General features: G+C 43.2%; 21 protein-coding genes. All 21 read right to left on the bottom strand.

Going from position 1 to position 26,797, the window contains the following annotated elements:
* Positions 1–43: 43 nt before the first annotated feature.
* The 21 genes from V7D18_RS26470 to V7D18_RS26370 all read right to left on the bottom strand — a co-directional run bounded on the left by V7D18_RS26470 (position 44) and on the right by V7D18_RS26370 (position 26,628).
* Positions 44–1,507: an ABC transporter substrate-binding protein gene (locus V7D18_RS26470; protein WP_426158944.1), complete on the bottom strand. Its 1,464-nt coding sequence runs from the start codon at positions 1,505–1,507 to the stop codon at positions 44–46.
* Positions 1,507–3,084 carry a response regulator transcription factor gene (locus tag V7D18_RS26465; RefSeq protein ID WP_426158942.1) on the bottom strand — a complete coding sequence of 526 codons (1,578 nt, stop codon included), beginning with the start codon at positions 3,082–3,084 and terminating at the stop codon, positions 1,507–1,509. The genes V7D18_RS26470 and V7D18_RS26465 overlap by 1 nt, the downstream gene beginning before the upstream one ends.
* Positions 3,081–4,844 carry a sensor histidine kinase gene (locus V7D18_RS26460; protein ID WP_426158941.1) on the bottom strand — a complete coding sequence of 588 codons (1,764 nt, stop codon included), beginning with the start codon at positions 4,842–4,844 and terminating at the stop codon, positions 3,081–3,083. Before V7D18_RS26460 ends, V7D18_RS26465 begins: the two co-directional genes overlap by 4 nt.
* 107 nt (positions 4,845–4,951) lie before the next feature.
* Positions 4,952–6,310, bottom strand: coding sequence for a sulfatase family protein (locus tag V7D18_RS26455; protein ID WP_426158939.1), 1,359 nt, complete (start codon positions 6,308–6,310; stop codon positions 4,952–4,954).
* 13 nt (positions 6,311–6,323) lie between these two features.
* A complete protein-coding gene (locus tag V7D18_RS26450) occupies positions 6,324–7,772 on the bottom strand; it encodes a sulfatase-like hydrolase/transferase (RefSeq protein ID WP_426158937.1) in 1,449 nt (482 codons plus the stop codon).
* A gap of 9 nt (positions 7,773–7,781) precedes the next feature.
* Positions 7,782–8,807: an ABC transporter permease gene (locus V7D18_RS26445; RefSeq protein ID WP_426158935.1), complete on the bottom strand. Its 1,026-nt coding sequence runs from the start codon at positions 8,805–8,807 to the stop codon at positions 7,782–7,784.
* A gap of 11 nt (positions 8,808–8,818) precedes the next feature.
* Positions 8,819–10,141: a hypothetical protein gene (locus V7D18_RS26440; protein WP_426158933.1), complete on the bottom strand. Its 1,323-nt coding sequence runs from the start codon at positions 10,139–10,141 to the stop codon at positions 8,819–8,821.
* 12 nt (positions 10,142–10,153) lie between these two features.
* Positions 10,154–11,113, bottom strand: a complete 960-nt coding sequence (locus V7D18_RS26435; RefSeq protein WP_426158931.1) for an ABC transporter permease — start codon at positions 11,111–11,113, stop codon at positions 10,154–10,156.
* 14 nt (positions 11,114–11,127) lie between these two features.
* Entirely contained in the window at positions 11,128–12,636 is a 1,509-nt protein-coding gene (locus V7D18_RS26430; RefSeq protein WP_426158929.1) for a sugar ABC transporter ATP-binding protein, read from the bottom strand.
* A gap of 168 nt (positions 12,637–12,804) precedes the next feature.
* Complete coding sequence (locus tag V7D18_RS26425) at positions 12,805–14,208, bottom strand: sulfatase family protein (protein ID WP_426158927.1); 1,404 nt, start codon at positions 14,206–14,208, stop codon at positions 12,805–12,807.
* Between the two features lie 217 nt (positions 14,209–14,425).
* Positions 14,426–15,589, bottom strand: a complete 1,164-nt coding sequence (locus tag V7D18_RS26420) for an ROK family protein (protein ID WP_426158925.1) — start codon at positions 15,587–15,589, stop codon at positions 14,426–14,428.
* Between the two features lie 83 nt (positions 15,590–15,672).
* Positions 15,673–16,989 (bottom strand): ABC transporter substrate-binding protein, encoded by a 1,317-nt coding sequence (locus V7D18_RS26415; RefSeq protein ID WP_426158923.1) that lies wholly within the window; start codon positions 16,987–16,989, stop codon positions 15,673–15,675.
* On the bottom strand, positions 16,986–17,681 hold the full coding sequence (locus V7D18_RS26410; RefSeq protein ID WP_426158921.1) for a response regulator transcription factor: 696 nt from the start codon (positions 17,679–17,681) through the stop codon (positions 16,986–16,988). Before V7D18_RS26410 ends, V7D18_RS26415 begins: the two co-directional genes overlap by 4 nt.
* Positions 17,674–18,987 carry a sensor histidine kinase gene (locus V7D18_RS26405; protein WP_426158919.1) on the bottom strand — a complete coding sequence of 438 codons (1,314 nt, stop codon included), beginning with the start codon at positions 18,985–18,987 and terminating at the stop codon, positions 17,674–17,676. The genes V7D18_RS26410 and V7D18_RS26405 overlap by 8 nt, the downstream gene beginning before the upstream one ends.
* An 8-nt stretch (positions 18,988–18,995) precedes the next feature.
* A complete protein-coding gene (locus tag V7D18_RS26400) occupies positions 18,996–19,943 on the bottom strand; it encodes a sugar ABC transporter substrate-binding protein (protein WP_426158917.1) in 948 nt (315 codons plus the stop codon).
* Between the two features lie 85 nt (positions 19,944–20,028).
* Positions 20,029–20,997: an ABC transporter permease gene (locus V7D18_RS26395; protein ID WP_426158915.1), complete on the bottom strand. Its 969-nt coding sequence runs from the start codon at positions 20,995–20,997 to the stop codon at positions 20,029–20,031.
* A gap of 18 nt (positions 20,998–21,015) precedes the next feature.
* The gene (locus V7D18_RS26390) at positions 21,016–22,503 is read right to left on the bottom strand and encodes a sugar ABC transporter ATP-binding protein (protein ID WP_426158913.1); all 1,488 of its coding nucleotides are present in this window, start codon (positions 22,501–22,503) and stop codon (positions 21,016–21,018) included.
* Positions 22,504–22,627: 124 nt separating this feature from the next.
* On the bottom strand, positions 22,628–23,734 hold the full coding sequence (locus tag V7D18_RS26385; protein WP_426158911.1) for a sugar ABC transporter substrate-binding protein: 1,107 nt from the start codon (positions 23,732–23,734) through the stop codon (positions 22,628–22,630).
* A gap of 179 nt (positions 23,735–23,913) precedes the next feature.
* Complete coding sequence (locus V7D18_RS26380; RefSeq protein ID WP_426158909.1) at positions 23,914–24,594, bottom strand: D-lyxose/D-mannose family sugar isomerase; 681 nt, start codon at positions 24,592–24,594, stop codon at positions 23,914–23,916.
* A 14-nt stretch (positions 24,595–24,608) separates the two neighbouring features.
* On the bottom strand, positions 24,609–25,472 hold the full coding sequence (locus tag V7D18_RS26375; RefSeq protein WP_426158908.1) for a class II fructose-bisphosphate aldolase: 864 nt from the start codon (positions 25,470–25,472) through the stop codon (positions 24,609–24,611).
* 19 nt (positions 25,473–25,491) lie between these two features.
* Positions 25,492–26,628, bottom strand: a complete 1,137-nt coding sequence (locus V7D18_RS26370; protein ID WP_426158907.1) for a carbohydrate kinase family protein — start codon at positions 26,626–26,628, stop codon at positions 25,492–25,494.
* Positions 26,629–26,797: the final 169 nt, after the last annotated feature.

Raw genomic sequence — 26,797 nt, 5'->3', positions numbered from 1 at the left:
AACATATCATGTCCCGGATCCTTCCAGACATGATATGTTCCATCTATCGATATTTTTCCATGAATACATCTAACTGCCTCTGTTTCTCAGCGATTACCCTGTCAATTCCGGCCGATTCCAGTTCCTGATTAAAAGATTCAATTCCGTTTTTTGGCCATAGTTCACCACAGAGAAGAGTATTCTCATATTTGTCAATAATATATTGGCAGGCATCAACCTCCACCCTTACTGCAGATACGTCAAACAAAAAACCGAGAGCCGGAGAATCCTTTACTGGTTCATCCCAGAACACCACATGATCCAACAACCCATCTTCTTCCTGCCATTGTTCAATTTCAACTCCCACCGGCCAGCTCCACACCTTGGAAGTCCATTGCTCAGCAGGTGAATAATCCGGGTTATCTGCTGGTTTTACATATCCGGCACCGGCAAATTCATAATCGATGCCTTCCTGGCCGTATGCCAGTAAACGGGATATTTCCACGTCTGTATACATCAGATTCAGCACCTTCATCGCCAGTTCCGGATTTTTACTGTCACGGCTGATACACCAGATCATATTACAGCTGTCTGAGTCAGCTATCCTGGGAGCCAGCTGAACAGCAGCCATGGGATATTGTACATAACGGGCTATGTTAAAAATGGAAATCTCTGAAAGATTTAGAAAACTGCCAAAAGAATCTCCCTGAGCCAGATAACTCTGTCTGTCTTCCTTTCCCATATAGGCTTTTTCCATAAAAAGCCCCTGCTGGTTCCATTCCCGCATGTGAAGACACAGGTTATAAAAATATTCCGACTTATAAAAGTTTTCAACCACACTGCTGTCTTTCCCTTTATCCACCAGGACGCCAATGTTATTACCCAGCCGGTCCTGGATCATACGCGGGATAATTCTGCCGCCATGCGGTACAATTATATTCATATCCGGATAATGTTCCTTTACTGACAGCAGCATTTCATGAAGCTGGTCCATCGTTTTAATGGAACGCCAGTCAATCCCCAGTGCCTCAGCTATATCACGGCGAAATACAAACCCCATACATTTACTGTCAGAAGTACAGGATGGAATCCCATAGATTTCATCATTTAAATATGCGATCAGCCATTCTTTGTCACGGATATAGGAACTAAGATTGTCTTTATAAGGTTTCAGCAGATTTTCAATCCCGATTACGGCTCCCATACTGATCCACCGTTCATAAGAATCTAATTCAAAAGCTGCAAATACATCCGGCAATTGTCCTGAATGATACAACACCGACAATTCATCCTCATAGTCATTCATCTTATAGCCGATAATCTTAACATTACAACCCGCTTTCTCTCTGGTTATCCGGCTGATTTCTTCTGATATCCGCTGATTTGCCTCAGCAGATGCCGTATGAACAGAACAGACTGTGATGGTTGGATATTCTCTGGCCTCCTTTCCTTTTTGACCCCGGCAGGCCGCCAGACCTGTAAGACTTAGTAAAACAACCGCTGCCATTACTCCTGCCTTTTTCCCCATTACTCCTCCTCGGCTTCTCCCCGCCGTTTTTCCTGTGGTGTTATCCCCATAACTTTCTTATAGCTATAAGAAAAATGAGAAAAATTGGTGTATCCCACCTTAGCCGCAATCAGACTGATTGGCAGCCGTGTTGATTCAATTAACATCTGTGCTTCTTTCATTTTAGTCTTAATAATAAATTCTTTTAAGGTCATATTCGTTTCCCTTTTAAAAATCCGGGTCAGATAATCAGGATTTAAATGAATATGGTGGGCAATATCATCCCGCATAATCTGCTCTTCCATATGGTCAGTAATATAATTCACTACTTTTTCAATCAGATCCTCTGGTACCGTCTCTTCCAGATTTCCGTCAAAGCGTCTGACTACATATTCAATCAGGGCTTTCATCTGCTCCACACTTCTCATTCCGTCCAGATAAAGCTGAAATTCCTCCTGTGTAGAAAACAGTTTCTTAAAAAACCCCTCGCCATTCTGGGAGGCATAATAAACAGCCTGTAAAAAATCCTGATAAAATTCACGAAGTGTATTACGGTTCATAACTCCGCTTTCAACCAGACGATCCAGACACTTACCGGCATCCTCTGCAACAGCCCGGGCATGTCCTTCTTTCAATAACCCTGACCATCTGCGTACCTCAGGAATCCGGCTGGAAATTCCTTTATCGTTTTTTCGCGTACCAGTATAAACACCATTGGATAAAGAAACATTGTCATCACGATAGTTAACCAGGTTATGCCAGGTTTTTTCCAGATCCTGAAACGGCGATGGTGCTGCCATATAAATAGCAGTTTCACATTTGAAAAATTGCTGGTAAAAGCTGTTGATAAATTGCAGCCGGCAATCCATCGTATCTTCATCCGGCAATTCATCTCCCCATATCACCATCCCGAAACATGGATAATCTGAAACAAAAGAGATTACCTGCAGGTGATTCTGCTCAAATGTCTCAGCTGCAATGTTTTCCATTGTATCTGACAGCAGCCTTGGCTGCCATACTTCTGTACTGTTCCAGCGGATAATCTGTATCATTAATAAGTATACGGTCTGCTCCATTGCGGGAACTTTCCCCTTTTCCTGAAGCTTTAAAAACTGACTTTTGCTTACTACCCCGGTCAGATAATTTCTTATACTGTTTCGAATCAGATTTTTTTCCTGCTTTTTATATTCATCTCCCATTTGTTCCAATTCTTTTTTCTTAGCTGTTGCACATAAATCCTGAACTGCGCGCCGGACACTTTCTTCAATCACCGGATAGGAAGCCGGTTGTAAAATATAATCTGCACAGGCTAATTTCAATGCTTCCTGAGCATAAGCAAAGTCAGCATGAGCAGTCAGCACAATACAGGAGATATGCGGGTAATGCCTCTTCACCCAGCGGATCAGTTCAATTCCATTTTCTCCAGGCATTTCAATATCACAAAGTATGATTTTAATCTCTTCCTGCCCAATGATATCCTTAGCCTGATATGCACTAAGAGCAGTATAAACCTGGTTAACACCAATATTTTGCCAGTTAATTCCCCATTGCAGCCCCTCTGCTACACGGTATTGATCATCCACAATCAATAATTTCATAATTCTTCCCCTTCCGTATATGGAAAAAACAGTTCAACCAGCGCCCCTTCCCGGTTGCGGAATGCAGCTGCAAAATCGTCTCCGTAGCGCAGCCGGAAACGCTTCAGCACATTATAAATACCAACATGTTTTTTTCCTTTTCCATCAACCATTATTTCTTCTTTATCGATGCTGTTTATAACGGATTGCTCAAATCCAGGACCATTGTCCGCAACCGTTATGTGTATCAGAACCCTTTCAGCTGTAACAATCCGGCTTATTTTAAGCACCAGCTTCAGCTTTTGGCCAGAAACAAAACCATAATGAATGCTGTTTTCTATAAAGGTTAACAGACTGACTGGGGGAATTGGTATATTGGTAAGCACAGCATCATAAGTAATGGAAAATTCAATACTCTGATGCTGGTTTAACGAAAATAAGTCAGTGTAATTCTTGCACACTTCCAATTCTTTTTGCAGTGGAACACAATCTTTTGTGATTGTAAAAATATAACGCAGATAACTTGACAAATGTAAAATGGTCTGCTGGATCTCCTTGTTTTTTCCGGACTCTGCCATACCGTATATATTCTTTAAACAGTTAAGATAGAAATGAGGACGGATCTGGGATTGCAGCAATTGATATTCTGTGTTCTGCTTTTCAAGCTCTTTTTCATAAGAAGCGATTTTCAATTCTGAAATCTCATCAATCATCTGATTAAACATATCATTGACCTGACAAAATTCCTCCACTGCATACGTATCCACATGAGCAGATAAATCGCCGTTTCGGATTGCTTCAATGGTTTTGGTAAGGTGGGAAATGGGATTGACCACCAGTTCCCACAGCCAGATTGAAACAAAAGGAACTGATACAACCGCCATTACGGCACAGATAATAACAATAACATGAAACAGGTTCATCTCATTTAAAATACCATCATAAGGCCTTGCATAGATCAGTGTAATATATCCCGCCTGATCAGAAACAACCAGATATTTTTTGGAAGTCCCTGTGATCAGATAACTGTCACCAGCTATCTCAATTTCATCAGGTGAAAGCCCAAGTTCCAGATCCGGATAAATCATCGTTTCCCCATCACCAAATATTAAAGTTCCATTCATCCGGTAGTCCGAAACTGCAATGGTATTCAGACGCTCTAAATCGATTACAGCAATACAGTAAACAGTACGGTAGTTCATTCCCCGCAGAAGATAATCTCTCCCTCCGATCGAATGGAAAAACCACTTGGATAAATCAAAATCCCCCTGATTAATCAGCCTCTTAATCTCCGTTTCCAGATTTTTCTGAGCCTGGATACGCTGGGTAGCCGTAATCTCATAATAAGCATTGTATTCGCCGGTATACCAGCTATTTACCGGACTGTAAACAGCCATTGTATACAGATTCTGGTTGGCGGTCAGATTTGACTTTAAAATCTCTTGTATATTATAAGACCGGTTGTACATTTCATTGAGCATCAGCTCAATAGAAAAGCTTTGAAACTGGGCATTTCCTGATACCATCCCGGACATTACCCGCTCCGTTGCCTTCATCGTACTTTCCAGATGACTTTTAAATATCTCCAACTGGCTTCTGGAAGACTGACTGGAAGTGACCTCCACGCTGCGGGCAATATAACTGGAATAAATGACCAATATCATTGCTAATGGAATCATAATACCCAAAAATAATCCCGGAATCAGATTTTTCAGTGATACCCGGCGCCCCCTCTTCCCATTGCGCTTCTCTGGCAGCTTTCGAATGCCATAAACATTCATACACGTTCCGTCCTCACTTTGCATCAGATGTTAATTACATTACAAAAAGGGACAAACGATAAATCAATCCAGTTTGCCCTCTTTCTATAAACAGTTTCTATACCAACTTAAATCTGGTTCAGATCCGGCATGGCTTTCCGATATTGCAATACAATCTCATCCTTGGTGTTTTCCATGTATCTTAACATTTTCCGACGATAGTGATTCACGGTTTCCTGATATTGTGGTTTGTCAATTAAATTCTCCAAGGCATCCGGATCTCTCCTTAAATCATATAATTCTTCTTTTTTCCGATAATCATACATCTGGACACGGGCGGCAACGGTTTCATCGTTTTTTGCTTCGTTCACCATTGCCTGATAGGTCCGCCCCATTTTCGATTCATTCATGAACTGATAACTGCCATCTGACCAGTCATTGAATATGTAAGCATACCCGGCATCCTGAATTGCCCGCATGGGATATAAATCATGCCTGGCTGTTGAGGTTATCTGAGTATAAACATCTTCCCATCCAGACTCCTTTTGTCCCTTCAATATTCCTGCGTAAGAACGGCCATCCATATCTTCCGGAATGGGCAGTTCCAGCAGCTCCAGCATTGTTGGCATAAAATCTATTCCTGAAACGTAGTGAGCCGTATCTCGTTCCCCTGCTTTTGTTACACCAGGCGCCCTGACAATCATAGGAGTACGGTTGCTGTTTAAATAACAGTTTGTTTTAGCAAAAGGAAATGCCATCCCGTTATCACTTAAAAATACAATAATAGTATCGTCATACATCCCTGATTCCTTTAATGCTTTTAGTACCATTCCCATAGTTTCATCGCAGCGATGCACACTGGAAAAATATTCAGCTGCCTCTTTTCTGATCTCGGGAATATCAGGAAGGAAACCAGGTACGGCTGCTTCCTCCGGTGTATAATAGCGGGAAGCATAGGTATGATACCCGTATTTCTTTAATTCCTGGTCGCTGCCGGCAAAGGGGCGGTGCGGATCGTGGGAATTGGCCATAAAGAAGAACGGCGCATTTTCTGTTTTTGATTTTTCAAAAAACTCTTTTGCCTTTTGATAATAAATATAAGGTGCTCTGCCATAAAGATGTTTCGCATTAAATACATCTCCCATATAATCCCACTCAAATTTTTCAATCGGCTTACAGTGCTCTTCTTTCCCGCAAATCCCATTCATGTAGCCATATTTATGAAGATATTCCGTTAAGGTAGTCACATCTGCAGCAATGGGATCAAATCCTGGAGCACCGTTACGATGAGGATATTTCCCTGTTAAAAGACACTCTCGCGATGGCATGCAGATTGCGGCGGTTACATGAGCCCGTTCCATTAACAGCCCCTCTGCTGCCAGTCTGTCCAGATTAGGACTGATGTCCTCCACCGGGCAGCCAAAAGCACCAAGAGAATTATAATTCATATCATCCGCCACTAAAAATAAAATATTTTTTCTATTCATAAATACTAAGCTCCTATCTGACTTCCGGTAAATCTCTGGCAGTAGCCGGATTTTTACTCCAGCGTTCTCCGTCATTCATACCAGTCTCTTTTTCCCATGCCATCATCCATTTATGCATTTGCCAATGCTCCATGAAGGACCTTTCTTGCTGCTTTGGATCTGCAAACGTCAGGGCAATATTTCTTAGTTCACTGGATAATTCAGGCATCCTATGATTTAAATTGGTCTTTTCATTGGAATCTCGGGCAAGATCAAACAGCATATCTTCATTTTCATAGCCATGATAGGTAATATACTTAAATTGGTCCTTTCTTACCATGATCCCGTAGGATCTTTCATTCAAATCACCTGCCATAAACTGACTGATAATCGACCGTTTATAGTCCGGCTCTTCATCACCTGTCAATACTTTCGCAAGACTGATCCCATCAGTTTCAACGGGAAAATCTACTCCGGCCAGTTCACACATCGTTGGTCCTAAATCCATAATGCTGACGGGAGCATCCACGCTTCGTGCGGAACCAATGCCATCTCCGGCAAACAGGAACGGAATTTTCGCCGACTTTTCAAAAAATGTCTGCTTTCCATAGAAACGATTTTCTCCAACCTGATCGCCATGATCTGACAGGTAGCAGAATATGGAAGTCTGATTGGAACATTTGGAATAATCGTTAAAAGCGGCCCTTATCCTGCCGATCTGTCCATCCATATGCTCAATCATCCCGCAATAAGCCGCAATTGCCTGCCTGGCACCTTCCGCATCAAAGGAACGATCCTTTTTCTTTTTTTCCAGCAGCCGGTTCATTGGCATATCCGTTTCAAAGCTGTCAGGTACGGTTACACGTTTTAAATATTTCAAATACAATTCTTTTGGCGCCACATACGGGTAATGGGGACCATAGGTTCCAACTACAATTAATTGAGGCTTTTCATGCTCCTGAGACAAATACTCAAGAGCTGTCTCCACCACTGTCTCATCATAATGAAGCACCGGTGATTCTCCGCCCCCAATTACATCCGTACAGCAGGTATCCATAAAGCAGTCCTTAAACACTCCGCGCTCCCTGGCTAATGCCTCACCTGGCCGGTTCCATGTGACTGGTGTGATGTCTCCCACCAGACGTTTGGTAAAACCATGCCTTTGATCCTGACCAATGAAATGCATTCGTCCGATTAACACCGTCTCATACCCTGCGGCTACAAAGGGATGAAGGAATGTGGGAGTCGTATCCGCCAGGGTGTCAAAATTAGAATAGACACCTGTTCTGGAAGGCAGCTTTGCTGACAGCATTGACATTCTTGCTGGTACACACAGCGGACAGGAGGTGTAACTCTCTGTAAAATTAGTCCCGTCTTCCCTTAGTCTGTCTAAATTTGGCGTTTCAACCGGCACAGCACCCCATCCGGAAAAGATGGGGCTGTGCTGATCGCTCAAATATATTAATATATCGGGTTTTTTCATGATTTTCTCCTATTGCTCTGCCATTTTTGCTCTGATTCTTTTTGCCTCGGCTATTCTTAGTTTTTTCTTTTTCCATGCCTTGATCTCGCTTTCATTCATACGGTAGATCATCAGGATCAGGAAGAGAAAATAGATGACTAAGGTCTGTACGCTGTTGTCTAAAGCCAGTTTGGAGAGACCCAGAGTTAAAATCTTAATTGACAATACAGCCATCAAAATACCGACTACAGAATTGCTGAAGCGTGCCATAGTCATTCCAAGCATAACCGCAAACATATTACCCATAACCGTAGCGCGGGAATCCATACCTAAAACCGGTGCCAGATTACCTTTAAAAACGGTGTCGAAGATTCCGGCGATGGCGACCAGACCGCCTGCTATGGTATAACAGATTATACAATTAGAGAAAATATTAATTCCTGAGTTCATGGCAATCCTCTGATTTCCCTGAATTGCCTTGCGGTTATAACCAAATGGTGACATCAGGAATAAATATCCCATTACCAAAGTTACCAGCAGCACTACAATGGATATAAAAGTTACGTTCGATAAAACTGCCAGTTTACTGTTTCCGAATGTCTGCAGTCCTTTTGATCCAAATGCTGAGAATGAAATACATTCATAGATCAGGGCCATTCCCATACCAAGAATCATGGGAATAATTCTGGTTTTTACAAATGCCACACCAACTAAGAAACCGGCAATCACACCAAATATGATACTGATAACCAATGTCCCGATTCCTCCCATTCCCAGGCTTAGAGCAATATTACCTCCAAATATCACCGCGAGAATCATCTGGGAGCCAAGTGAAAAATCCATTCTTCCAGCTGGCAGATTGCAGCTGAGAGCCAGTGCAATACAAAACAAAGAGGCGAAGGTTCGAGCCAGATTCTTCAAATCTGCCATATTATTAATAACTCCTGCTCCAGTAACCACCCGGGAGATAATTTCCATAATCAGATATATCCCTGCCGGTACACAAAAGGAACAGATGGCATTTTTAATATTCAATCTAAGTGCGCTCTTATTCATGGCAGTCTCCTTTATTGGGTAAGCCCCAACATCTTTAAGCAATTATACAGCGTTAAATCACCTAACGTGTTGTGCATTTCCTCATTGGTAAGATTGGGGTTCGTCTTTTTAATCATCTTATCAATCATCGCAGAATTAAAAACATAAGTGGATTCATCCTGATCCAGCTGTTCAATCTCTGCTAATTGCTGCGGGCCGTCACATCCCCAGTTTAATGCCTGGAATTTCATTGCTTTGCCATCTGGTTTGAGAACGTCAGAATCGCCCAACAGACCATTCATCAAAATTGCAAAACCTTCGCCGGCAATTACCGTTGTTGACTTTACTACAGCAAAATCCAATGCCTTATTACCAGTACAGTCATCTGTATTCATTGCGGTATGTAATGATTCAGATAATTCACCAACAGATGCCACCTTAATATTTTTGTTAAATGACCGCTCAGCTTCATCAATAATCTGTGACAACTGTGTATATGTATTGCCGGCACCCATTACTACATCATATTTTCCAGTTAATAACGCTGCCGAAATACCTGTGATTACATCTTCGTTTTTCATCTCTCCCGGATACAGATAAACATCAATTCCTTTATCGTTTTCTGCCATTGTAGGTTCACCGGCAACTACCAGTTCATCAATTGGCTTTGTGAATTTTAAACCATACGCTTCCTCAACTGCTTCCATAATCGCGGTTGCGTTGAGACGATGAGCCTCATTATTTTTACAAGCCAGCAGAGTTGGAATCAGAATGCCGTGTTTTTCGCCGCCGCCAAGGAAGTTTTCAGCCGCAATTTTCATCTGGGCCGCCGTTGATGACTGCTGAGAACCAAAACCACCACAGAAATATTCTAATCCGTCAATGCTTGAGGTATTAGCTGTTCTTTGTACTGCATAATAGATACCCAGTTCCTGGCATTTATTTCCGGCCTGCTCCCAGTAAGTAGGTGCGAAACTGAGGATACCCCTGGCTCCGGAAATTTGCGCATTTTCAATAAAATTGAGTTCTGCCTCGGCTGAATCCAGTGCCTCCGAAACAATAAATTCTACATTGTATTTTGGAGCCACATAATTTTTAAGGTAATCAATCCGTTCCAGGTTTTCATTGGACATATCTGCGAAAGCAAGCCCGATTTTAAACGTTTCGTGGTCAGCAGCATGATCGTAGTTTGCAGCCTGAGTTGTGTTAGCGGCCGTACTTTCTCCCGCTGCTGTGCTGCCTGCCGCTGTAGTGGTCGGATCAGCCACAGCCTCTTCCGATGCGCTTTTGCATCCTGCCAGACCTGCAGCCATCATGGTAAATGCCATTGCTATTGCCAATACTCTTCTTTTCATTCTTCATTCCTCCTAAAATTGTTTTCTGGTTGGTAATACATCTGGTCTTTCGCTGTTTAAATACACTAACAAAAGGAATAAAATTCCCCGGATGCCCTGTACGAGTGAGTTATCCACTCCCATCATCAGAAGCCCCTTGTTTAACACTACTACCGTAATTGCTCCCAACACACCTGCATAGCATTTGGAACGGTCACCGCCAAAGATTGACATTCCCCCCAGCACGGTTGCCAGCATTACATCCATACCCATACTTCCGGCTGTAGATGTAGTAATCGTTCCTACACGGATAATCGTGTAAACGGCTGACAAGCCTACTCCGACTCCTGCAATCAGGAAACTTAAGCGGATATAAGTTGACTTTCTTAAGCCGCTCTGGGTGGCACAGTTTTCATTTCCCCCAATAAAGCGGATTGCTCTGCCAAAGGGGGTGAAATTGTAAATCACAATTGCCAGAACCAGATATAACATAAGAGTCACCATCCGGAATGCGCTCTTTTCCAATGCCGAGCATATGGCAAAAGGTACAGCTAAATCTACAGCACCTACCAGAGACTCCTGTATTGCCTTATAAATCTGCATCATAACAATTGCAGCAGTGGTTGTTTTAATATGTAAGCTGACTGACAAAGTGGAATTCCATGCCATCAGTGCCAGACAGATCAGGAGTGTTACCAGAATCATAATTACTACATTTTCTGTTGCCAGATATATTTTTCCGCCTATCGTTGCCGCCAGGGCAATAACCGCCCCGATCGAGATATCCAGATTGCCGGTGGTATAGATAAATGCAATACCGATGGTGGCTGTTGCGGTTATGAGTGCCTGATTAAAAATCCCGGTTATATTTGCTTTTGCAAAGAAGCGTCCCCCTGTGCCTAACCCAAACACAAGCAAAAGAAGAAATAAAATGGCAAAAGGAAACACTTCCAGGAAATAACGGTTTTCCTTTATTTTTGTTAATTGTTTCACTTGAATTTCCTCCCTTAAATCATGTAATTAATCAGGTCATGCTCATTTAAACCATCTTTGCGGTAAAATTCACCGCTGACTGCACCATCCCGCATAATCAGAAGCCGGTCACTCATGCCAATCAGTTCCGGTAATTCTTCACTGATCATAATAATTGCTTTTCCCTGTTTTTTCATTTCATACATCAACTGATACATGGCTGCCTTCACTCCAACATCAACACCTCTGGTAGGGCAGTCAAGAATCAATATGCTGGAATCAGCGGCAATCCACTTTCCAAATACCACTTTCTGCTTATTGCCGCCTGATAGAAAACGGACCGGCTGATTTATATTGCGGCATTTTATTGACAGATTTTCCACTTGATCTGTTACATACTTTTTCTCTTTCTTAAAATCGATCAGAGGTTTTTTCCAGATGTTCTTCCAATAGCCGGTGCTCTGAATGTTTTCTTTCACCGGTGCCATAAGTTCCAGGGACTCCGAATCCCGGTTTTTGGAAACATAGCCCATACCATGCTGAAAAGCAATAATACTGTCCTTTACAACCGTGTTAGTTTTTGTGAGAATTACTTCACCGTCAATTACCTCGTCCAGGCCATAGAGGGCTCGTCCTAAAGCATGCATGCCGCAGTCTGACAAACCGCCGATACCAAGAATCTCACCTTTATGTAACTCCAGATTAAAACACATCAGATCATTCAGGGTGGTAATATAGTTTGCTTTTAAGACGATTTCATCGCTCCAGGTATCGTTGTCATTCCGGTAATAATTACCCTGAATATCACGTCCTACCATCAGTTTTTTGATTTTACTGTCCTCAAAATCTTCTTTTTCCAGATTATCAATAATCTCACCGTCACGTAAAATTGTGAGAACGTCACAATGGGTCATCATTTCTTCCATATCATGAGAAATAATCAATACCGACTTACCCGCATCTGCCAGCCGGTGCATAATTTTATACAAGATATCTCTGCCGCGCTGGGACAGGGCTGTCGTGGTTTCATCTACGATCAATATCTCAGGGTCCAAAGACATTACCTTTGCAATCTCAATCAGTTTACGCTTTTGCATATCCAGCAGTCTGGTGGGATAGGACGCATTGATATAATCAATTCCGCAATCTGTCAATGCTTTCTCTGCAGCCTTTGTCATTACCTTTCTGTTGACAAATGGTCCCTTTAAAAAATCAGCCGCATTCCCCAGAAATATATTCTCGGCTACTGTTATATTTTCGATTGTTCCGGCTTCCTGAACAATCATACCGATTCCCGCCTTTGCCGCTTCTAGCATTGTCTTTGGTTTCCATGGCTTTCCATGGTAAAACATCTCTCCATCAGTAGCTGGCTGCATTCCTGCAATAATGGAAGAAACGGTTGATTTCCCGCTCCCATTTTCCCCTATTAACCCTCGTATTTCTCCTTTCCTGATTTGAAAATCTACATGGTTAAGGGCTATGGTTGATCCGAAGTTCTTACACATATTCCTGACTTCTAATACAACTTCACCTTTCTCTCTCATTGTTCTGACCTCTCTCCATTTGATATAAACACATTGTAATTGATTTTTAATTACACTTCTCTCAAATAAACGAACATTATTTTAGAATTTCAGATCAGAAATAAAAAAGTTATAATTCCTTATCGAAATTACAACTTTTTATTTTGCTCTTTTCGAACAATGATAGGCTTAGCCTTTTATATTATTTTGAAGTACCTCTTTTAAAGCTCCTAAATATTGTTTGCATTCCGGCAGTATGACCTGTGTTTTGGTGCTGTAGGAATCCGGCGTGCTGGCAATAGCTCCTGACGGAAGGCAAACGGTTCCGGTTTCTGCTAAAGGATCCCCGGTTTTAAGCTGCCATTCCAGTAATCGATTCTGCATTTCATTTTTCTGCTTTTGATATTCCGGACATTTAGCAAGATTATTCCGTTCCTGTGGATCACCCACTAAATCGTATAATTCTTCCATTGGAAGCTTCTGTTCAAAAATACCGGCCTGATGAAAGATTTCTTTCGGTTCGCTGTCATCAATGTGGCATGGGATCTGATATGGATATTCAGCCAGATAATGACGTATGTACTTATAACGGCTGGTCCTCACTGCCCGGACCGGTTCACAGGCAATATGATAATTAATTTCGCCGTATATTTCATTGCGGACTTCTGATGCGGTCTGGTTTAGAACAGGTAAAAAGGATACGCCCTGAAGCCATACAGGCTGCGGCAGGGACAGCAGCTCGCAAAGAGTCGGATACAAGTCAATCTGGGACAGCAAAGCATCTGAACTCTGGCATGCTCTGGTTACTCCGGGTGCTTTGATTATCATTGCAACACCGGTGCCATCATCATACAATGTGCACTTTGCCTTGGGGATTGGCAGACCATGGTCGGTAGTAAATACAATCACCGTATTCTCATATTCTCCTACGGCCTTTAATGTCTCAATAATTTTTCCGCAATATCGATCCATACGTTCCAGGGCTATTTTTAATCTGGCCATATCCTGCCTCGTTCCCGCCTGATCCGGCACTCCCTTAGGCGGCATAATATAGCTGCAGTTATATTCCCGGGGCAGATCAGGATATTCCCTATGGGTACAGCCATAACCCACGGCTAAATAAAATGGCCGGTCTGTCGTTTTTCTTGACTGAAGGTAATCAACAGCAGCTTCTGTTGCCATCTCATCCTGCATAGTCAGAAATTCTTCCTGGCGAATTCCTTTTTGATAATAGGCTTCTGAATTCAGTACCTTTTCATAGCCGAGCTCTGACTCTGACCTTGTTCTGATCTCATGCTGCACCCCTGCCAGAACAGTTTCGTACCCCTGCTGATTTAAAAATGCTGCTAAGTGTGTCTTTTTGTCTGTAATATCAAATCCTCTGTGAGCCAGACCAATTAATCCGTTATTGTGTGGATATTGTCCTGTCAGCAGTACCCCCCTGCTTGGCGAACAGGTGGGACTGGCACAATGCATGTTGCGAAGCAGCATCCCCTCTTTTGCCAGCTGGTTTAGATTGGGAGTTTCCACATCATATCCGTAGATATTTAAGTATCTGCCTATATCGTGAGTGTTTAAATATAATAGATTCAAAACCATCCTCCTTTTTCATTACCAATTATTTGTTGTATACGTAGTATTTGCATTGCTTATGTAAGTGTAACTCTAACATATTGCATATATAATTTCAACTTGAAATTATATAATATTAATTATACTTCAATGATGTAATTAAAAAGAGCGGAATATGTATGTTATACACACTCCACTCCATTTCACAAAAATATCATGATTGTCCAATTCTTTTCGCTTATACCAACACCCATTCCAAAGCTAATTTTGCAATGCTTCGCTCCACCTGTACCTGATGTTCTTTCCTGATGATCCATTTAATCTGGTAAAGCTTCTCATCAAAGACCAGCTTATCAATTTCTTTTTTCAATGCATCGATGACTCCCTGATAATATTCGAATAACTCGCCATACAAAACCAAGGTCCCTGGATTGATATTCACTAGTATCTGAGAAATGGCAAAAGCTAATTTTCTTAATGCTTCATCAATAATTATGTTCGCCTCTGGCTCTCCCTGACTGGCTGCAAAACAGATTTCCTTAACGGAACTACAGGACGGCTGGGTTTGCTGTCTATATGCTTCGATCAGCAAACTATTGGTAACGTATGCTTCCAAATGCCCTCTTTTACCACAGCTGCACAGTTTTCCATCTGGAATAACGGTCAGATGTCCAAATCTGGCAGCCATATTGCTCTGACCATCGATAATCTTACCATCATAAATAATACTGCCGCCGATCCCCTCGTCCATATACAGATAAACCATGGCGTTCTCAATTACACTATCCTGCATATATTGGGCTTTTAAGTCAGCCGCCACATTGTTTTCCAGATAGACCGGGCAGTCAAATATCTGATTTAAATGCTCCCTGACCGGAATCCATTCTTTTGTTTCCATGGCATAAAGAATACTTCCCGTCTCTTTATTAATCAGCCCTCTGGCAGCGATGCCAATGGTTAAAATCTGTTCAGGGGAAATACTGCACGTTAAAAGCAAGTGGCTAATGCCGCGTTCCAGTGTTGATAATAATTCTTCACTTCTACTGATGGCAATGGTACTCCATTGTACTTTTTCAATCATCTCTCCCAGAACATTCATCAACCCAAATGCAATTCGTTTCTTTGTTATACTTATTCCGATTACATAATATGCATCTTCTCTGATATAAAGCATAATCGGCTTTCTTCCGATCGCTTTTGGTTCGGTTCCGGATTCTTTGATAATTCCAGCTTTCAGTAATTGTTCCACAATTCTTGAAACCGTTGACGGAGATAAGGAAAGAACTGTTTCCAATTGAGTTCTGGAAATAGGCTGCTGTCTTAATATTTCGCTGAATATACGAACCCGATTCTGGGATTTTATCTGAGCCAACCCCTTTTTCTCTACTTCTAAAAACCGCACCGTTAATAACCTCCGCCATATAATAATCTGTATTTTAACATCTCCTACCATTATATTTAACTGTACTTTTTATTACAAGCTGTTTATTTCTGCTGCTGCAAATATTTACTGACTGTCCGCTGAAAGATCTTCATGCTGCTGTCCACATTTTTATTTTCCTGCAGAATTTTGGACACTTCTCCATCTGCCAGATTCATAACCTGCTGATACTGGAGGAGCTTAGGTTCTATGATCCCGTTTTCAATGACATGGCACAAAAGTGTGCTGCTTATGACCTGCTCTCCTTCGTCCATGTCCTCCTGAAGGCAATCCACCCCTTCCTGGGAAGAGGCCACCGCCCTTAGTGCAGGCACCCCCTGGGAATAACGGTAAACATCCATCTGCATTTCTCTGGTATAGGTCAGCTGTTTTAGAAACTCCCAGGCAAGGGTTTCATGCCTGGTTTTGCTGCCGATTCCGATTAACAGTGCATCTACCTTGGATATATTACCGCCTTCTTTATCTGCCGGAAATGTGATGCAGTCCCATTGGAATTTGGTGTATTTTTTAATCCGGTACGGATAGGTTTTGTAGGTGCGGTACTCTGCAAACGTAAGAGGCATAAATGCCACTTTTCCCGCATTGAAATCTTCCTGTGTCACACTCTGCCCCCGGTTGATATCATTCAGGCGTTTGATGTATTTGACCGCATTTAAAACCCGGCTGTCGGTAAAGGATATCTGTGCCTGATTATTCCCGAATAGTTTGCCTCCGCAGGTATATAAGGCATCCCGCCAGCTGTAATTATAAGTTCCGAACTGATCTAAAAGACCATCCTGGTCAGTATCCTTTGTAACTTTCTGACAGATCTCATCCATATCTTCCCAGGTCCAGTCTTCTCTTGGCATCGTTATCCCCTCTTTTGCAAGAAGAGATTTATTTACAAACATCAGAGTCGGCACCACTTCATAGGGGAGTGCATACTGATGCTCTCCGTTTCGTCCGGTGTCCAAAGCGGTTTCGAAGAAGTCATCCTTGTGAAAGCTGCTGTCAGAGGACATTAAATCATCCAGGTTCTTCATAACTCCAAGAGACGTAAATTTGTCAAAATCAGAATCCAGCACCATGAATACATCGGGTGTCTTTCCTTCCAGAAGCTTTCTGGCGCACCATTCAGAGTAATCCTCCTTTGCAATTCCGCTGTAATAGTGAATCTTCACATTTGGATGTGTTTTTTCAAAATCTTCAATGGCCCGGTCCATTATTTTAAAGCTGTTGGCACTTGCCACATCCCAGTTGCTGCCGGTAAACATACCAAATTCCAGTATAACCGGACGGCTGCTTTTGTGGCAGACAAAGCAGAAGGCACACAGCAAAAGCAAACATAACAGCCCGCTGAGAATGAATTTCTTTTTTTTCATAATGCTCCCTCTGTTTCCTCGATCCGTCCTTCCACCTTATTCCTCACATTGTTCTGTACTGCCCAGATTGCAAGCTGGGTCCTGTCTCTTAAATTCAGTTTATTTAAAATGGTGCTCAGATAATTTCGTACGGTTCCTTCCGATAAGCTTAAGGCCGCGGCGATTTCCCGGTTGCTTGCTCCTTTTTCTACCTGTGCTATGATCTTCCATTCGGTTTTCGTAAGTTCATCCATGTTTTTTTCTTTTACCGTAATGGAATAGTCTGCTTTTGCCATCTGGGAAAACAGTCTTAAAACCTTTGCTGTTATATCCGGATTAATCATAGCCCAGCCATTGTAAACGGTTGTAATCGCATTTGCCAGCTCTTCCATGGAGACTCCTTTCAGTAAATATCCACTGGCACCATATTTTAAAGCATTGTATACATATTCATCATCATCAAATGTAGTCAGTATAATGATCTTAATCTGAGGGTGGCTTTCTTTAATAAGCTTTGTGCACTGCACCCCATCCATTTTGGGCATACGCACATCCATTAGGATTACGTCCGGCTTATTTTTCCGGATGCACCGCATCACCTCCTGACCGTCTGCCGCCACATCGGTAACGGTCATGTCTTTTCTGCTGTTTAAGACAATCTGCAGGCTCTGGCGTATCAGTTCCTGATCATCGGCAATCAATACTTTAATCATAGGTTTCTCCCCTCCGGATCGGTATTCTTGCATTTACGATAAAACCATCGCTCCCGTCAAACGTCACGGCTCCGTTTAACATACGAATCCGCTCTTTCATATGTTTGGTACCGAAACCGCTTTTCATTTCTTTGCATCCAATTCCATTATCTTTAATCTGAATCAGAATATCTTCCTTTTCCATTTTCACGGTCACCCATATTTCTTTCGCCTGTCCGTGGCGTATGGCGTTGGTAATTCCTTCCTGCACCACGCGGTAAATTGCATTTTCTTCATCTTCACCGAATTTCAAATTACTTACCCTGCAGTCGAAATAAACCCTTGTATCCGATACGGCGTTGATGTCAGTTACCATCTTGTTAATGGCAAATTCCAGACTGAACCGGTCTAAGGCATCCGGCCTTAATTCACTGACGGAGCGGCGGATGTCTTTAATTCCGTCTCTGGTAACTTTGGAGATCAGTTCCAGCTGCTTTTTTGTCTGTTCCGGTGAAGTGCCGATGATCGCAATACATGCATCGATTCCGGCTGAAATCCCTGTGAGTGTATGTCCCAGTGTATCATGAATTTCCCTTGCCAGACGGTTGCGTTCTCTGGTTTCTGCCATTTTCTCCGCCATAAGAGAATACTTTTGCAGCTGTTCGTTCACATCATGCAGCTTTTCGTTTAACCCGTGTATTTCTTCGATGTTTCCCTGCTGCTCGTTTATGATATTGACACAGTAAGCGACAAATAAAATTACATTTAAGGATATAAAAATGTTATAAATACTCAGAAAATACTGCTGTTTTGTGGCGCTGTAAAAAGCAATATAATCCTGGATGGAATACAGTCTGTACGAAATGGACAACAGTTCATAATCGGCCAGAATGAAGCTTCCAATGGCAACAGCCGCCAGGATGTATCTGGATTTTCCATTTTTTACATACAGAATAACGTTGGAAAATACCAGCAGAAGAATTCCGTTGTAGTTGAAATTCAGTTCAATGATAATTGCAAAGCATACAATAAAATCTGCAACAAGACTGGTTAAAATAACCTTGCTGTTATTGGGAAACAGCCGGTCTCTGATCACCATGCTTAAGGTGAGAAACCCTAACAGCAGGGCGCAGAGCCATATTTTGGCATAAGGATACCAGACGATGGCCTGAATTTCATTTAAGAATTCTCTTGCACCGTATGTTCTGCGGATTTTTTCAATTGTACCATATATAAAAATGCTGATTCCCATAACGGATATGATATTGAGGATGAGGATTCCGGTCTGTAGAATCCTGATCCTGCTGTTCGATTTATTCTCTTCCATTTCTCACCCTACTGCCAGCCATCGATTTCGTAGTCTGCCAGATTGTCCTTTGTGATCAGGGTACTGGACAGACTGATATATGGGTCAACCGGTTCTCCGCTTAAATACCGGTAAGCGGTTTCCGCTGCGACTCTTCCTATGGATTTGGGGCTTTGGGCACTGGTTCCGGTCACGTACCCCATATCCAGTATTGCCTTGAAGTCAGGAGATCCGTCTATGCCGTAGATAAGAACTCCTTCCTCCTTTCTTGCCTGCTGAAGTGCTGCCAAAGCACCAAGCGCCGTAGGATCATTGCCTCCAAGAACCACATCAAACTTTTTATTCTGGTTTAAAAACTCCTCCATTACTTTGGAAGAAACCTCAATTTCCCCCGCTGCCGCATGCCGGTATACCACCCGGTAATTGGGATTGCCTGCAATGGCATCGGTAAACCCCTGTGCCCGGTAGGTGATCGACATCTGAATCGGATTATCCAGTATTACAATATCCGCAGACTTCTTTCGCTTCATCATATCCAGGGCGCAGAGCTGGCCTGCCTGGTAGTTGTCAGTTTCAATCACGGATATTACCAGATCCCGGTCCTTTACCACGGTATCTACATTAATAACCGCAACACCTGCCTTCTTACAGGCAATTAACGCCGGGCGGACCGCTTCCCAGTCAACCGGATTTAAGAAAAGCATACTGATTCCTTCATCAATGAGTTCCTGAATCTGTTCATTCTGCTTCTCCTGATCCTGCAAAGGATCTCTTGTCAGAAGAATGTCTCCATTGGCTTCCACCACTTCTTCGATCCCCTGTCCCAGTACATTGAAATAGGGATTATTCCGTGTCATATAAGTGGCTCCGAATATAAGAGCCTCATGAGGAGGTGCTTCGTCCTTCCTCCTGCTGCAGCCAGCTGACAAAGCTGCAATCAGTGCAATTAAGAGAATTACCCCCGACTTTCTCTTCATGTTTAAAACACCCCCGCGTTTTTTATTTATTATACCACAAAAAGCGTTTCTCTGTTAAGGAAACGCTCCCTGCCTGTGGAGATTTTTAACCTTTTTTCTTGTTTCTTAAGTAGTCCACAAATACTGCCAGAAGAATCACAATGCCTTTTACCACATACTGCCAGAATGAATTCACATTCAGAAGATTCAGACCGTTGTTTAATACGCCGATAATCAGACCTCCGATTATGGTGCCTCCGATTTTACCGGAACCGCCCGCCATGGAGGTTCCTCCAACAACTACCGCTGCAATGGCATCCATTTCTGCTCCGTCTCCTGCGGTAGGCTGGCCGGAATACATGCGGGAAGCCAGGACAACGCCTGCAAGACCTGCCATAATTCCGGAATAGGTATGTACCAGTAATTTCACTCTTGCTGTGCTGATTCCGGAAAACCTGGCAGCCTGTGAATTTCCCCCCACTGCATAGATGTGGCGTCCCAGCTTTGTCTTATTCATAATAATTGCGGTAATGATTAACACAAAAACCAGGATAATGACAGGGGTGGGGACTCCTCCGATGTAGCCGGCACCGAGAAACTGCCATTTCTTTGTGACAACTCTCACGGGAGAACCGCCGGTATAAACATATGCCAGGCCTTTTGCCACATTCATGGTGGCTAGTGTGACGATAAACGGAGGAATAGTGGTTTTGGAAATTACCACACCGTTTGCCATACCAACTGCCATACCGATGAGAATGCCAATTAAAACCGCTGCAAATATGGGAAGATTATAACGTGCCACACAGCCGGCAGCCACACAGCCGGAAAGAGCAATGATGGAACCGACGGAAAGGTCAATTCCGCCTAAAATAATTACCATGGTCATTCCGCATGCAAGGAATAAGTTTGAAGAAATCTGCCTCAGTACATTAAATATATTTTTATGTGTCAGAAATACACCGCTGGTCTTTGGAAATATGGATAAGAAAATACACAGAATCAGCAGTGCACCGATAATTCCGATGTTATCTTTTAAATATTGTTTCATATTTTTTTGAAGTCTAGTTGTCATCTGATCTCTCCCTCTTTCCTACTTGGCTGCCAGCTTCATAATCTGTTCCTGGGTAATGTTTTCGCTATGGTGGAAACAGCCGGTGGTTTTTCCGTCGCACATGACATATACCCGGTCGCTCATATTTAGAATTTCCGGCAGTTCGGAAGAAATCATGATAATTGACATTCCCTCTTTGACCAGTTCATTCATGGTTGCATAAATTTCTGATTTTGCCCCTACATCCACGCCTCTGGTAGGTTCATCAAGGATCAGGATGTCAGGAGAAGTGGCAAGCCATCTTCCGATCATAACCTTCTGCTGGTTTCCGCCGGATAAGTTACCGATCAGCTGTTCCTGGGATGGAGTCTTTGTATCCATCATTTCGATATATTTACCGGTTATTTCTTCTTCTTTTTTCTGATTGACTAAAATTCCTTTGATAAAGGATTTAAGGACTTCAATTGTGGAGTTAAAGCGGACACTCTGCACCGGATAAAGGCCTTCCTGTTTCCGGTCCTCCGGCACCAGGGCAATTTTATATTTCATGGCATCTAAGGGGGATTTGATTCTTGCCGGTTTCCCATTTACAGATATTTCCCCGGACAGACACGGCGTCAGACCGAAAATACATTTCATGGTTTCACTTCTGCCTGCTCCCACCAGCCCGGCAAAGCCGATGATCTCTCCCTGGCGCAGTTCAAAACTTGCTCCTTTTACCATCTTTCCGTCTGCTATATTTTCACATTTTAATACAACATCACCGGGGTCATTATAATCCCTGGTATAATATTTTGTCAGTTCCCGCCCCACCATCATGGAGATTAGCTGATCTCTTGATGTGTCCTTAACAACTTTTGTTCCTACGTATGTTCCATCTCTTAAAACGGTCACTCTGTCACAGATCTGCTCCAGCTCATCCATTTTGTGGGAAATATAAATAATTCCCACCCCCTTTTTGATCAGCATCCGCATGGTCTGAAAAAGGAACTCCACCTCTTTGTCCGATATGGAGGAGGTTGGTTCATCCATGACCAGAATCTTAGACCGGTAGGAAATGGCTTTGACGATCTCCACCATCTGCTGCTGGGCAATGGTTAAGTCTTTGACAAAAGCTCCCGGAGAAATGCTCATCTGATAATCATCTAAGAGCTTCCCTGCTTCCCGTTCCATTGTCTCATGGTCAATGAAACCGCCTCTTCCAGGTTCCCGTCCCAGGAAAATGTTTTCTGCCACGGTCATATGGGGGACCAGTACCAGTTCCTGATGGATGATGGAAATTCCATTGGCATGAGAAGCATTTACTCCGTCAATGACCACCTTCTGTCCTTCAATGAAAATCTCTCCCTCTTCTGCAATATAAATTCCGCCTAATACCTTGATGAGCGTGGACTTTCCAGCCCCGTTTTCGCCGAGAAGCGCGTGAACTTCTCCAGGGAACAGCTCAAAATCCACCCCCTGCAGTGCGTTGACACCCGGGAAGGATTTGTGGATATTTTTCATCTGAAGCAGAATTTTCTCACTCATATATTCACCTGCCTGTTCTTACACTGCGTTATCCATTTATGAGGCCAGTCTGGGAAAAAAGGTTCCGCCTCCCGGTGCATGCAAACACGCCTGTTCCAGGAGGCAAGGTTCCTCTTATCTTTATTTACTGCCAGCCGTCTGTGCCATAATCCTTTACGTTGTCAGATGTAATGAGAAATGTTTCAACCGGATACCGGTCAGCGACTTCTTCCCCATTTAAGTAAGAATACATGATATTGACTGCAGACTGTGCGATTTTAACCGGTGACTGGGCGCCGCTTCCTTCGATCAGGGAAGTGCCGGACGCCATTTCTGCCTTGATATCCGGAGAACCGTCTACGCCGTAGATTTTGCAGTCTTTGATTCCGGCTGCATTTGCAGCTGCCAGTGCTCCTAAAGCTGTGGGATCATTTCCGCCGAATATGGCAACTACATCACCGTGAGCCTGAAGTAAATCTTCTGCGATTCCCATGGAGACCTCTAAATTTCCTTTTGCATCCTGCTGGGCAACGATGTTGAAGTTGTGATTTTTAATGGCATCCAAAAATCCGTTGGTTCTGTCAGTTACAGAATTCATGGTAGGGGAATCCAGAACAATGATATCTCCGCCATTTGGACATTTCTTAACTAAATCTTCCCCGCATACGAATCCTGCATTGTAGTTATCAGATCCGGTATAAGAGATCAGATAGGACATGTCAGCCACTTCCGTATCAAATCCTACCGTAGGTATCTTTGCTTCTTTTAACTGGTCCAGTGCCGGAAGGATTCCTTCTGCTTCCGCAGGATTCATAAACATGGCATCGATTTTCTGGGAAACCAGATCCTCAACTTGGGTGATCTGAAGTGTTACATCATTAGCCGGATCCACAGAAACCAGTTCATCTCCCTGGGCTTCAATCATTTCCCGCATGGTCTTTTCAATAGTAACAAAGAATGGGTTTGTACCGTCCATACAGGTATACCCGAATTTATAATGCTTGCTTGGATCTTTCTTTTTTACATTTGCATCTGCCATGTTTACAGCAGAGTCGGATTTTACGGCAGCCGTTGTTTCTGTTTTCGCTTCAGCCTTCGTTTCCGCTTTTGTCTCTGCTTTTGTTTCCTCAGCGGCTTTTGTTGTCTCCGGCGCCTTTGTTTCTGGTTCCCCATTGCTGCAGCCTGCCACAGATATTCCGGCAAGCGCTGCACACATCAGAATCGCGGCGAGCTTTTTTGTGCTTTTTTTCATGATAAATCCTCCTTATACATTATATAATTGTGTTATATGCTACATAAATATCATACCATGCTGTTTATTTTAAAACATGTGCACAATGTAATGAGTTTTCAATTACATTTGTCATATTTAATATGCTGTATTTGAAGAATCAGGATTGTCCACGCCTGAATTTTCATCACTATGCACAATTACTCAGCCTCCGGGTATTCGTTGCAAAGGAGGCGGTATGGGGGCTCGTCTTCTTCGATTTTGGGGAAACGGCCAATTGGCTGATAAAAGCGGTTGTCTTCCTTATCGTCGTTGCACATGGAAACTTCACCAAGCAGTACAGGTCCGGTATGGGGCTCCACTTTAAAATCATGGTAGAGATAAGGATAGATGGTAATACTCTCTCCTGGATGCAGCGTCACAACTGCCCCTGCAGGCACTCTATAACTTCTTCCATCACTGCTTACCGTCACTTCCGAATCAGAAAAGCTCCCATCTGCTGTGGATTCATAAACACGGATCAGGACGTTGCCGCCCCCTCTGTTTATAATATCCTCCATCTTGTTCCAGTGAAAATGCATGGCAGCTGACTGCCCTTCTTTTAAGTAAAGCAGCTTTTCCGCATAGGTTTTTGTATATTTTTTTTGCTTTACATTTCCGTTTCGCAGAGTAATGAGAGAAAAACCGGTCCGGTCAAAATCTCCTAGTCCGAAATCTGTGATATCCCACCCAAGCATATTGTCACGGATTTCATCGTACTCATGTCCTTTTTCCCTCCATTCCTCAGGAGTAAAGCGGCAGAATGGAGGAAGGGAAAATCCGCAGGCCTTTACCATCTGCTCCATATCCTTTAAAGCTTTGTTGATTTCAGAACGTTTCATAGTTTTCAGCCCTCTTACTGTTCCACGCCGGAGAATACCTTAATTGTATGAAGCACGTCTTTTTTCATTGCTTCCACTCCCCACATTGTCACATCATGATAAAACACGATATCTTCTGCTTTTGTGGCTTTTTCCTTCACATACATGCCGCCTGCCTTTGCCAGGTAGGTATAGTAATTGATCTTACGGACTCCCCGTTTGATGCACTGACGGAAATCTTCGTCGCTGATTCCGGAACCTCCGTGCATGACAATGGGAAGATCCACCTTTTCCCGAATCCGGCTGATTCGCTCCAGGTCCAGATTGGGCTTTTTCAGATAAAGACCATGTACGGTACCAAAGGAACAGGCTAAGGCGTCAATTCCTGTGGCTGCAGCAAAGGTTTCCGCCTGATCCGGGTCTGTGTAGCAGCTTTCGGCTGCTTCATTTCCTTCTCCTTCTCCCACGCTTAAAAATTCCTCTCTTCCCATAGCTCCGATTTCTCCTTCAACGGAAGCGCCATATACACCTGCAAGCTCCACAGCAATTTTAGTGCCTGCCGCATTTTCCTCAAAAGGAAGGGCGGAACCATCGTACATAACTGAGGTAAATCCCATGTCTAAAGCCTGCTTTAATACTTTAAAATCATCTCCGTGATCTAAGTGGACAGCTACGGGAACAGCCGCATTTTCCGCCATCATAACCATGATGGGGCCAATAACCTTCAGAGGAATAATTGTTTCATGAACTGGAGCAAACTGAAGAATAACAGGCTGCCCGGCTTCTTCTGCGGCCCCCAGTACTGCCTGGATTCCCTCCAGAGAGGTGATATTAAAAGCACCTGCGGCAATTTTTCTGGCCTCCGCCAGTTTGAGAATTGATTTCATAGTGATCAGCATATGTAATTCCTCCTTCTGTTTATGGCAGGATCCGCTTTTGCTCTTCCCACCCATTTTTCATTTTTTCTTCTAACTTTTCAAATGGCAGCAGGCCGCTTACTGTATCATAGGCAGTTACACAGGAGGCGCCTGTTGCAGCAGCAAGCTTTACACATTCTACAGGCCTGCGCCCTTCCAGCATAGCCTTGATAAAAGCAGCGATACTGGTATCTCCCGCTCCAGTTGCAGACAGAATCCGCTCAGGGAGAAAGCTGTTCTGGAAGTAAGAAATCTCTCCCCACCCCTTTAAAAAATCCGGTCCATCTGCAAACACCTGTTTTGAAGCTGTTTTTAAGAACATCCCGGCTGCTCCGCATTTTAAAAGCACAGCCTTTGCTCCCAGCTGCAGAGCATGATTTGCAATGGTTTCCACGTCTCTCTTTAAAGAGAGAACCGAGGTAATATCATCACCGTCAGCAATCTCCTGCCATTTCTCATAGAGGGGACGGTTCAGCAAAAACCCAAGTTCTTCGATACTTGGAACAAAAAAGTCCACATAGGGAAGCACAGAGCCAAGAATCCGGTCCCAGCGGCAGTTTGCAGCTTCAGAGTCCGGGTCCACCGCCGCCAGATCCAGAGAAGTGGTAAGCCCAAGCTTTTTGATTCGGCAGAAAAGTTCTTTTAATTCCATTCCGTCATTCTGGTAAAACCGCTTCATCAGTGTAGGATAACCGAAGTGAAAATGGTCTGCTTTTTCTGTTTTTTTCAAATCCACATGCTCAAAGCCAAAAGTGTTATTACATCCGGGATTATGAAGAAATAAACGGTCGACACCTTTTGGCGCCAGGACAATTGTGTAGGAGGTGTCCTCTCCCGGCAAAACGGTGATACAGCTTTCACACCCTCTTTCCTGTATCTTTCCTTTCAGTATCCGTCCGAAATCATCATCCCCTGTGTTTGCCATTAAAAGGACATCTGCACCCAGCGCATGCAGCCCCAGCCCCGTGTTAAAAACAGCTCCGCCTCCGGATACGTTGGCTTTTCCTGTTTCCAGAAGCTTTCCGGGCTGGAAGGATTTAAGAACTTTCTTTCCGTCACTGCTATTAAAAACCGGTGTAATATCCAGGGAAATGTGTCCGGCAACAATTATTTTTCTATTTCCCTTCTCATCTGGCATATAAATTCCCCCTTTCTGCCTTCATCATAGCAACCGTGTGGGGAAAGTCAATGTTATTTATGCATATATCACTATTGGTGTTTGCTATATGACAATTGTCATGTACAAATTGCACAATGCATTTTATCCTGTTCCGGGAGCATATCTGATGACAGAATTATCTTTTTCA

This window comes from Lacrimispora sp. 38-1 (assembly GCF_049890855.1).
Lineage (GTDB): Bacteria > Bacillota > Clostridia > Lachnospirales > Lachnospiraceae > Lacrimispora.
The sequence above is the reverse complement of the archived record's forward strand: the minus strand, read 5'-3'. Positions and strand labels throughout refer to the sequence as shown.

Coding starts and splice junctions, on each gene's coding strand:
- V7D18_RS26395 (WP_426158915.1), bottom strand. CDS start 20,997: ATGACAACTAGACTTCAAAAAAATATGAAACAATATTTAAAAGATAAC.
- V7D18_RS26470 (WP_426158944.1), bottom strand. CDS start 1,507: ATGGGGAAAAAGGCAGGAGTAATGGCAGCGGTTGTTTTACTAAGTCTT.
- V7D18_RS26455 (WP_426158939.1), bottom strand. CDS start 6,310: ATGAATAGAAAAAATATTTTATTTTTAGTGGCGGATGATATGAATTAT.
- V7D18_RS26405 (WP_426158919.1), bottom strand. CDS start 18,987: ATGGAAGAGAATAAATCGAACAGCAGGATCAGGATTCTACAGACCGGA.
- V7D18_RS26440 (WP_426158933.1), bottom strand. CDS start 10,141: ATGAAAAGAAGAGTATTGGCAATAGCAATGGCATTTACCATGATGGCT.
- V7D18_RS26450 (WP_426158937.1), bottom strand. CDS start 7,772: ATGAAAAAACCCGATATATTAATATATTTGAGCGATCAGCACAGCCCC.
- V7D18_RS26430 (WP_426158929.1), bottom strand. CDS start 12,636: ATGAGAGAGAAAGGTGAAGTTGTATTAGAAGTCAGGAATATGTGTAAG.
- V7D18_RS26385 (WP_426158911.1), bottom strand. CDS start 23,734: ATGAAAAAAAGCACAAAAAAGCTCGCCGCGATTCTGATGTGTGCAGCG.
- V7D18_RS26460 (WP_426158941.1), bottom strand. CDS start 4,844: ATGAATGTTTATGGCATTCGAAAGCTGCCAGAGAAGCGCAATGGGAAG.
- V7D18_RS26380 (WP_426158909.1), bottom strand. CDS start 24,594: ATGAAACGTTCTGAAATCAACAAAGCTTTAAAGGATATGGAGCAGATG.
- V7D18_RS26400 (WP_426158917.1), bottom strand. CDS start 19,943: ATGAAGAGAAAGTCGGGGGTAATTCTCTTAATTGCACTGATTGCAGCT.
- V7D18_RS26370 (WP_426158907.1), bottom strand. CDS start 26,628: ATGCCAGATGAGAAGGGAAATAGAAAAATAATTGTTGCCGGACACATT.
- V7D18_RS26410 (WP_426158921.1), bottom strand. CDS start 17,681: ATGATTAAAGTATTGATTGCCGATGATCAGGAACTGATACGCCAGAGC.
- V7D18_RS26415 (WP_426158923.1), bottom strand. CDS start 16,989: ATGAAAAAAAAGAAATTCATTCTCAGCGGGCTGTTATGTTTGCTTTTG.
- V7D18_RS26375 (WP_426158908.1), bottom strand. CDS start 25,472: ATGCTGATCACTATGAAATCAATTCTCAAACTGGCGGAGGCCAGAAAA.
- V7D18_RS26465 (WP_426158942.1), bottom strand. CDS start 3,084: ATGAAATTATTGATTGTGGATGATCAATACCGTGTAGCAGAGGGGCTG.
- V7D18_RS26390 (WP_426158913.1), bottom strand. CDS start 22,503: ATGAGTGAGAAAATTCTGCTTCAGATGAAAAATATCCACAAATCCTTC.
- V7D18_RS26445 (WP_426158935.1), bottom strand. CDS start 8,807: ATGAATAAGAGCGCACTTAGATTGAATATTAAAAATGCCATCTGTTCC.